This is a genomic window from Microcystis sp. M179S2 (genome assembly GCF_020245805.1).
Taxonomy (GTDB): Bacteria; Cyanobacteriota; Cyanobacteriia; order Cyanobacteriales; family Microcystaceae; genus Microcystis; species Microcystis aeruginosa.
The window spans coordinates 1-5037 of the sequence record NZ_JADBUE010000156.1 but is presented as its reverse complement, the minus strand read 5'-3'; the positions used below and the strand labels follow the sequence as shown (position 1 = coordinate 5037).

Here is a 5037-nt window from a genome sequence, read left to right as displayed (position 1 = left end):
TTGCTGATAATCGGGTCTGATGACACCATTGTTACTCCGGTTTGAGTTCAGGATACTTCCAGATTTAGAATATCAGGGCTTGTCCCTAGTTTCTCTTTTTCTTTTTAGGGCGCTTTGCGTCCTTCAGGAGCTGATAACTGATAACTGATAACTGATGACTTCGATCAGTTTTCTCAGCTATTGACAAGGGTTCCCCTAAAAGCCTACAAGTATTTTGGATAGGTATGGCCATTGAGGAACCGACCAAAATATGAAAATAAAGACAAGATTACGGGAATGGGGCAAATTTTTCTTAAAAAGCGGTGCTAGTATTGCCCTAGCACTATTTTTAATCTTAAGTCTGTTCACGGCTAAGGGGACTGCCCCTGCTTTAGCTGTGCTTGCTCAGGGTGATGCGGTAACGGATCCCACTGCTATTTTACGCAATGCCTTACCCATAGATAATAAACCAATTCGTCAAGTGCAACAATCGATCGAAGATATTGCCAAACATCTGCGGGCCAAACGTTGGAGTCCGATTAAAAAAGATGTCAAGGATGCCAATTATGCCCTTTCTACCAAAAGCAAGGCTATCTTAGATAGTGTTCCCGAAGCAAGTAAAAGCCAAGGGGAGGAATTAATCGAAAAACTCAAAACGGGAGTGGCAGACCTCGATACGGCCGTAGAAGCGAAAGATAAAGAGGCAGTTTGGTCAACCAGACGGGAATTGCTCAATAATATCACCGCTTTAGAAGAATTAATGGTGGTGGGTTTTCCCTTTAACGTTCCCCCGGAATACGCTAACTTGCCGCAATTGCGAGGACGTGCCAGCGTAGAGATGCAGACCACCAAAGGGGATTTAACCATCGTTGTGGATGGTTACAGCGCTCCGGTTAATGGGGGTAACTTTGTGGATTTAGTCCAACGGGGTTTTTATGACGGTTTACCCTTCATTCGCAGCGAAGATAATTTCGTTGTGCAAACCGGGGATCCCGTCGGTGCAGAAGAGGGCTTTGTTGACCCGAAAACTAAGCAATATCGCTCTATTCCCTTAGAAATTTTGATTAAAGGGGAAGAAGAACCAGTTTATGGCAATACTCTCGAAGAATTAGGGATTTACTTACCCAGTCTCGCCTTACCTTTTAACGCTTTCGGTGCAGTGGCCCTAGCGCGTCCGGATACTAATCCTAACGGAGGTTCCTCGCAATTCTTTTTCTTTAAATTCGATAATGAATTAACTCCTCCGGGGTTTAATCTCATGGATGGTCGTTATTCGGTTTTTGGCTATTTAGTCCAGGGAAAAGAGGTATTAGAAGAACTTACCGATAAGGACAAGATTATCAGCGCTAAAGTGGTTTATGGCTTAAATAATCTCGTCCAACCTAGCTAGGGTGGGGGTTTTTGACTGGCTCTTGTCAAGGCACAGAGATTAGTCAAGATAGGGGAAGTATCTCAGATTCTGGGTGCTTCCCCCGATACCCCCAGAAAGTAACAATTGTCGGGGTCAATATTCCCCGCTAGTGAAAGCGATGCAGCTAGTAGATGTTACTGTGTTAACGACCTTTTCAGCAAAACGTAGTGGACTGTTTCAGCTAATTTGGTGTATTAGAAAAATGCTATAAATTCTATAATCTAAGACTTTAAGCCGAAATCTATTGCCCTATTTTAGTTGAAACAGTCCAGTAGGGTGCGTTAGACGGCAAAAATTGCTGCTTTGACTTGAAAGTAACAATCCGTCGTAACGCACCACCTATCATCAACTAAGTAGTAAAACGTAGGGTGCGTTAGACGGCAAAAATTGCTGCTTTGACTTGAAGGTAAAAATCCGTCGTAACGCACCACTAAGTAGTAAAACGTAACAGCAAAAATTGCTGCTTTGACTTGAAGGTAAAAATCCGTCGTAACGCACCACCTATCATCAACTAAGTAGCCAGTTACAATGAGATTACTTACTTAGTATTTACTCAATACCTAGTTTTTGCAATGTTAGTAAACGTTCTTTACTAAACTCTTCGTACACTGTTTTCAGATGAGTAATATTCTCCTCCTCTGTTTCCAAAGTTTTCCCATCTTTAACCACTTTTTTGCCTTGAATTGCCAAATTTTGCCAAACAAATTGTACGGCATCTTGGTTAGAGGATTTAGCCAAGAGGAATAATTGTTCTAAACGATTGACCACTACTCCAGTCCCAATCAAAGGAGAAGCTAAAAAGTTTAATTCCTCACTATAGATTGCTTTGGTTTTCACTGCATTATTAAAAGCATTAGTAGATGGTTTCCGTTCTTGGCAAGTTTGCTCATCGACAGCAGGATGAATATAGCCAATACCAGTTAAAATCATAAGAGCTTGGTAAAGACCATTTAAGTTAATATTTGAGGTTTTGGGGTGATTTTGCAGTTGCAGTAAAGTTTGGGGAGATTCCGCCAAAACCTGACAAATTGGCTGATAAACTGCCTCCTGTAACTTAACTTCTCCCACGGGAAACTGATGCTCGAACTTGATATTTGCGGGATTAACCAGCAGAGCAAACCGGGTTTCTTGTAGTTGTTTAAGCTGTTCTTGGCTGGTTAAACTTAAAGAGCCTCGACTAAAAATATCACGACGGAATTGGCTATTAACAAAGAAATCTCGCACCACTTCCCGATAGATTGGGTCGCTGATTTTTGCTAATTTTTCTTGAGCTGCTGGTGAGAGATTGACCGTATCAATATGGTCATTAATATGAGCGGAACCCACATATTTAAGTTTAGCATCCTCTAATTCTTTCGCTACTTCATCGAAGTAAAAAGAATTCCATTCCTGATTGAAATACTCGTGAGCTAAATAATAACGATTTTGTTCCTTCAGGCGCTCGTAACGATTTTTTAAAATTGGATTTTGAACAAAATAACTAGCATTAGCTTCTAATAATTCTCCCGTAAAATTAAGTGCCTGTTCAATGCGGGTTAAAATTGGTTCGGAACTATGTTGACCATGACGTAACATTAAAGCTTGCATCGGCATCGCCGCCGACCAACCCGGAAGGGCATTATAGGAGATATAAACTAATCCCCCCACCTTGAGATTGCGGCGAATAAAATTAACTATTGCTTGGCGATTTCTGGCACTAATCCAGCTATAAATTCCGGGCAGACTGATGAAATCAAATTGAGGTAAATCTCGCTCTAAAAATTCCTCAAAACTATCATCAAAGAAAAGAATATTCTTCATTCCCGCCTTGGCCGCTAAATCTCTAGCCGTGGCGATATGGCTAGGGTTGAAATCATTGGCATAAAATTGGGACTGGGGATAGGTAGCCGCTAAAATATTCGTGGTAAAACCCTGACCACAGGCCAATTCACAATAGGTAAATTCTCGACTAGAATCGGGGGGGGTGAATCGATTTAATCAGAGTCGCTAAACCTAATTTTAGGGGACTTAACTCGCCGTAAAAGCCGCTAGTGTAGTTAACTTCCGATACATATCCTTCTGTCCAATTCATAGATTTTCCTCAAATATAATGACAAGTCATAAAATTAAGACTTGATTATACAGGAAAAGAGCCATGTCCCCTAGATTTTTGTTGGTGACAGCAAGGAGAAAAAATTATACAATGCCTATTAATACTAGAGTATTAACCGTTTAGCCAAACGATTCGGCATTGCCAATAAACCCTAGAAGCGAGATTTCTCGTGAAAACTGACAGTCTCTTTTACCAAATCTTCCTGCGCTTTCCCGACAGTTTTTTTGACCTAATCGGACAACCGCAACCGGGAGCAGCAAACTATCAATTTACCTCCCAAGAGGTGAAACAACTCTCTTTCCGTCTCGATGGCTTATTTATACCACTCAGAGAAGATAGTCAGCAACCCCTCTACCTAGTGGAAGTGCAGTTCCAAGCGGACGACAGCTTATACTATCGACTTTTTGCGGAATTGTTCCTATTTCTAAAACAATATCGACCACCTCACCCCTGGCAAATTGTCGTCATTTATCCCCATCGTGGGGTGGAACGGGAACAATCGCTACATTTTGGCGAAATCCTCAATTTATCAAGCGTTAGACGCATTTATCTCGATGAATTGCCCCAGGTGTCCCATCCCTCCTTAGGAATCGGTGTGATTAAATTAGTAGTAGAGTCGGAAACGGCAGCGGTGAGGACTGCTCAAACCCTAATCGAGCGGACCAGAGAAGAAATCACCGACCAGTCCAGTCAACGGCAGTTAATTGACCTAATCGAAAGTATCATCATTTACAAATTCCCCCAGAAAAGTCGCGAGGAAATTGAAGCTATGTTTGGACTAAGTGATTTAAAACAAACGAGAGTCTATCAAGAGGCACTGGCCGAAGGAGAAGAACGGGGTTTAGAACGGGGTCTGGAACGGGGAGAACGTCTGGTGGTGGAAAACCTGCTCCGAGTCCGTTTTGGTGAGTTAGACCCAGAAATTCAAGCTATTATCAGCCGGATTTTACAACTGTCTCCGGAAGAATTTACTCCTTTACTCCTACAGTATTCCAAGCAGGAACTCTTAAAGCGATTTCCCCCAGAAAAGTCGCGAGGAAATTGAAGCTATTACCACCCTTATCAAGGGTAGGGTTAATTCATGAATTAACCCTACTACTTCCCCCAGAAAAGTCGCGAGGAAATTGAAGCTATGTTTGAACTAAGTGATTTAAAACAAACGAGAGTCTATCAAGAGGCACTGGCCGAAGGAGAAAAACAAGGTCTAGAACGTGGTCTGCAAGAAGGTCTAGAACGGGGTCTAGAACGGGGTTTAGAACGGGGTCTAGAACGGGGTCTAGAACGGGGTTTAGAACGGGGTTTAGAACGGGGTCTAGAACGGGGTCTAGAACGGGGTCTGCAAGAGGGGAAACGTCTGGTGGTGGAAAACCTGCTCCGAGTCCGTTTTGGTGAGTTAGACCCAGAAATTCAAGCTATTATCAGCCGGATTTTACAACTGTCTCCGGAAGAATTTACCCCTTTACTCCTACAGTATTCCAAGCAGGAACTCTTAAAGCGATTTCCCCCAGAAAAGTCGCGAGGAAATTGAAGCTATTACCACCCTTATCAAGGGTAG

Annotated in this window: 3 protein-coding genes and 1 pseudogene; 3 read left to right on the top strand and 1 reads right to left on the bottom strand. The window is 42.5% G+C overall.

Annotation, left to right across the window (positions count from 1 at the left end; all coding sequences use genetic code 11):
- The first annotated feature begins 250 nt into the window (after window positions 1–250).
- Entirely contained in the window at window positions 251–1369 is a 1119-nt protein-coding gene (locus IM500_RS09305; protein WP_190722572.1) for a peptidylprolyl isomerase, read from the top strand.
- A 570-nt stretch (window positions 1370–1939) separates the two neighbouring features.
- Here IM500_RS09305 and IM500_RS09300 read toward each other — a convergent pair.
- A pseudogene (locus IM500_RS09300) lies at window positions 1940–3461 on the bottom strand (methyltransferase regulatory domain-containing protein).
- A 190-nt stretch (window positions 3462–3651) separates the two neighbouring features.
- Between IM500_RS09300 and IM500_RS09290 the strand changes: the two are divergent.
- Complete coding sequence (locus tag IM500_RS09290) at window positions 3652–4527, top strand: Rpn family recombination-promoting nuclease/putative transposase (protein ID WP_287738178.1); 876 nt, start codon at window positions 3652–3654, stop codon at window positions 4525–4527.
- Window positions 4528–4614: 87 nt separating this feature from the next.
- Window positions 4615–5010, top strand: coding sequence for a FliH/SctL family protein (locus IM500_RS09285; RefSeq protein WP_287738177.1), 396 nt, complete (start codon window positions 4615–4617; stop codon window positions 5008–5010).
- The last annotated feature ends 27 nt before the right edge of the window (window positions 5011–5037 follow it).